Source organism: Pseudomonas sp. Sample_24 (assembly GCF_004307605.1).
Taxonomy (GTDB): domain Bacteria; phylum Pseudomonadota; class Gammaproteobacteria; order Pseudomonadales; family Pseudomonadaceae; genus Aquipseudomonas.
Genome location: NZ_RCNW01000208.1, coordinates 1 through 3,978 on the forward strand (window position 1 = coordinate 1; position 3,978 = coordinate 3,978).

Annotated in this window: 3 protein-coding genes; 1 reads left to right on the forward strand and 2 read right to left on the reverse strand. The window is 56.9% G+C overall.

The window, feature by feature from the left end:
- The coding region (locus D8V06_RS10410) for a nucleotide sugar dehydrogenase (RefSeq protein WP_130930924.1) at window positions 1–644 on the reverse strand (644 nt) is incomplete at its 3' end.
- Between the two features lie 822 nt (window positions 645–1,466).
- On the reverse strand, window positions 1,467–2,246 hold the full coding sequence (gene yaaA, locus D8V06_RS10415; RefSeq protein WP_130930925.1) for a peroxide stress protein YaaA: 780 nt from the start codon (window positions 2,244–2,246) through the stop codon (window positions 1,467–1,469).
- Window positions 2,247–2,635: 389 nt separating this feature from the next.
- On the opposite strand from yaaA, the gene D8V06_RS10420 reads away from it, so the two are divergent.
- Window positions 2,636–3,760: a polysaccharide deacetylase family protein gene (locus D8V06_RS10420; RefSeq protein ID WP_056854496.1), complete on the forward strand. Its 1,125-nt coding sequence runs from the start codon at window positions 2,636–2,638 to the stop codon at window positions 3,758–3,760.
- Window positions 3,761–3,978: the final 218 nt, after the last annotated feature.

A 3,978-nucleotide genomic window follows, 5' to 3' on the forward strand; every position in this document is an offset into this window, starting at 1 on the left:
ACGTTGCAGGTGTACTTGATCATCTCGGCAACGGCGATGTCCTTGCGGATGATCGGCGCGTCGAGTTCTTCGTACAGCGATTGCAGAACGTCGCCCGATGCTTTGTCGAACTCACCGATCACGGTCATCGGCGGCTGGTCGTAGTCGGCAATCGCGGTGCTTTCACGCAGGAACTCAGGGTTCACGGCCACGCCGAAATCAACGCCGGCCTTCTTGCCGGAGCAGTCTTCGAGAATCGGGATGACCACGTTGGCCACGGTGCCCGGCAACACGGTGCTGCGCACCACGATGGTGTGGCGGGTGGACTTGTCACGCAGGACAAAACCGATCTCGCGGCACACGGCTTCGATGTAGTTCAGCTCCAGGTCGCCGTTCTTCTTGCTCGGCGTGCCGACGCAGATCATCGACAGGTCGGTGTCGCGAATCGCCTCGGCGAAATTGGTGGTGCCACGCAGGCGACCGGTCTGGATACCTTGCGCCAGAAGTTCACCCAGGCCTGGTTCAACGATTGGCGATTTGCCCGCGTTGATCATATCGATCTTGTCTTTGGCAACATCGACGCCAACGACGTCATGACCCCGTGCAGACAGGCAACCGGCACACACTGCGCCAACGTAACCCAAACCAAATATGCTGATGCGCATCGAAATTACCTCGTTATCAAGCTTGTGTTTTACCAAGCCATTAGATGGCCGGAGTTAATGTTTTCAGCGGTCATAGTGCACTCGGAAGTGCGGCTTACAGGCGCAGCTGTGCCGTGTGCTGGCATAAAAGTTCCGAGTGTCTAAATAAGTGCACTCAAGGTGTGCGCAACTAGGCCTTGTTGTTATGACTTGCCCTGTTATGCAGCCAACCCCCCTGTTCAGAGGGTGTTCGTGCACGGGTGCTGCGCGCTCGATCTCAGGCGGATAGCCCGTGGATCAAGCGGTTGGGTGCTCGGGTGAGCACGTTTATAGGGGCGCGGCCTTGGCCTTGTAGGGGATAGTGTTAATGCGTTATCTCCTGTCCGCTTGATGTTGCCCAAATCAGGGATTAGTTGGCGAAAGTTTGTATTACAACTTCGCTACATGAATCACTTCTCTGCGTAAGTTATCTCGTACAGTCTCGGCGAGAATCGTTACCGGTGGTATGAGCGGTGCATTTGGACATAGTTCCAGCCCGCCCATCGCGAAATCTGAAATTTTTTGAAATATTGAGAAAGATGGCACTGCTTTCATTTTGATAGCACTTGCCGTTTCGCCCTTTATATATAGGCGGATCGTCGGAGGGGATATTTTTGTGCCACTACTGTTAAAAAAAGTCAGTGCCACTACGTAAAAAAATGATTGAAGTCGAGTGAAACTAAAGTTAGAAAAATGATCGATGGTTTTTTGGCGCCAATTGACTGGCGAGCTGGCGGGGAGATTGTCGGACGATCAGTGACGGCGCAGGAGGGGGGTTGACCCTTCCTGCGCGGTGCTTGCGCATCACTCTGGTGCGTGGTCGCGCAGGAACACCAGACTGTCCGGTTTTGACTGCTCGGCGCTGTAACGATAGCCCTGCACATCAAAGTTTTTGAGCGCTGCCGGGTCGTCGATGCGTTTTTCGATAACGAAGCGACTCATCATGCCTCGGGCCTTTTTCGCATAGAAGCTGATGATCTTGTACTGACCGTTCTTGAGGTCCTTGAACTCGGTATTGATAATGCGCGCGTTCAAGGCGCTGCGTTTGACTGCCGAGAAATACTCGTTGGACGCGAGGTTGAGCAATACGTCGTCACCTTGATCGGCCAGGGCTTCGTTCAACCATTCGCTGATCCGCGTGCCCCAGAAGGCGTACAGGTCCTTGCCACGGGCATTGGCCAGTTTGGTGCCCATTTCCAGCCGATACGGTTGCATCAAATCCAGTGGGCGCAGCAGGCCGTACAAGCCCGATAGCATGCGCAGGTGCTGCTGGGCGTAATCGAAATCGGCTTCGCTGAAGGTTTGCGCATTCAGCCCGGTGTACACATCGCCCTTGAACGCCAGTAGCGCCTGCTTGGCGTTATCCGGAGTGAAGGCGGGTGTCCAGCTGCCGAAGCGCGCAGCGTTGAGGCCGCCGATTTTGTCGGAGACGTGCATCAACTCGCTGATCTGCGCCGGCGTCAGGTCGCGCAGTTGCATGATCAGTTCCTGGGAGTGGTCCAGATACTGCGGCTGGGTAAAGCGCTGCGTCGCCGGCGGTGTTTCGTAGTCGAGGGTCTTGGCGGGGGAAATCACCATCAGCATGAAGTCGTCTCCTTTAATCGTGGCGGCGATTCTAGGGGGTTGGCCTCAATGACTCCAGCTATCAAGGTGATAGGTGATCGATGGTTTGCCAGGATGGGCTTCTGTGGCGAGGGAGCTTGCTCGCGCTCGAGCGCGAAGCGGTCGCAAGAGGGGGCACGTATTTAGCCTGGCGGAATGAGGTCGCCGGGTTGGGTCTGCTTCGCAGCCCAGCGGGAGCAAGCTCCCTCGCCACAATGAGTCGGCTTGGCTGCGGGAGCAAGCTCCCTCGCCACAATGAGTCGGCTTGGCTGCGGGAGCAAGCTCCCTCGCACAAGGCGTTCGGCTTGGCTGCGGGAGTTGCGGTCGGATCAGCTATAGTGCCGCGCGGGTTTTGTTATGGAGACATCCCATTGCGCATTGTTTTTCTACTCTCGGCCTGGCTTTTGAGCTTCGGCGCCCTGGCGGCGCCGGGCGACGTGGCGACGCTCGATCGCAGCACCTGGCCGGAACAACTCGGCAACCCGACATTGTTCGATGTCGCCTCGCGTGCGGAAATCCTCATGTTCGCCAGTGTGCTGCTGGCCAGCGAGTCCCTCGACGAACCCGCGTTGGCCCAGCGTTTGGGCTTGCGCACGATCAATCTGGACTCGGTCAACCGGGTTCGCCAACGCCTGTGGCAGCGCTTGCTTGCCAATTACAATTTCGCTCAACAGAGCTGCGATCAGGATGCGTCCTTCTGTTTCCTGGTCGAGGACATGCCCACCCTGCGTGAACAAGCCGCCAAGTTCCAGATCAGCGAAGACAGCTACTACACCCGTTGGGCGGAACCGAGTCGTGCGTTCCATGGCCAGTACCTCGACGAGCAACTGCGCAAGGCTGCGCTCTTCCCGCAGACCAGCAGCGAAGTCGATCGTTTTGGTGACTTTGAGCGCAACGGCGAGGCAATGCATGACCGGTTGTTTTTGCTGACGTTCGACAGCGCGGCCAATGCAGCACCGGATAACACGGCCTGGGTCAGCGAATACCTGCGCAAGGCCAACATGAGCGGCACGTTCTTCGTGCTCGGCAGGGACATCCAGGCCCGGCTGACGGAGCGTTCGGTCGCCAGCCTGCAATCGACGTACTCGGCCCAATGCGTCGGTGTGCAAGGCTGGGAGTTTCGTTCCCACAGCCACTGGCAGGACTGGCAGGACTCTGTGCGGCGCAGTGTCGAGCTGATCAAAGGCAAGCTGCCGGAAAATTTTGTGCCGCTGTTTCGCCCGCCCGATGGTCAGCGCCGCGCCGATGCCGAAGGTTTCTTCAAGGCTCAGGGCTTGCAGGTGGCGCTATGGGATATCGATGCCCAGGACGGCGCAGGCAAACTCAAGGCCAATCAGAGCGCACAGCGGGTGCTGACCTTGATGCTGCTGTGGCGTCATGGCGTGATCAATTTCAATGTGAAGCAGGATGGCGTGAAAACGGCGCTGCCTTGGCTGATGACGCAAACGTCGCAAAGCGGGATCGGTTGGGAAGACTGTCAGAGCGGGTTTCGCTGAAAAGGTCAAAACCCCGTAAACATTGGGCAAAAGGCGATTTCAGGAGGGGATTCGTTGCAGGTTGATCTCCGACTTTAAACGGGTGATGGCAGTCCGCCAAGCGCTTTTCGTCACTCTGAAAAATAAACTTCAAAAAAACGTCAAAGTGCTTTTTTCTGTCATGGGTTTTGGAGTATTACGAAGACAGACCGCCGAAACCTGCAACACAGGTGGCGTCT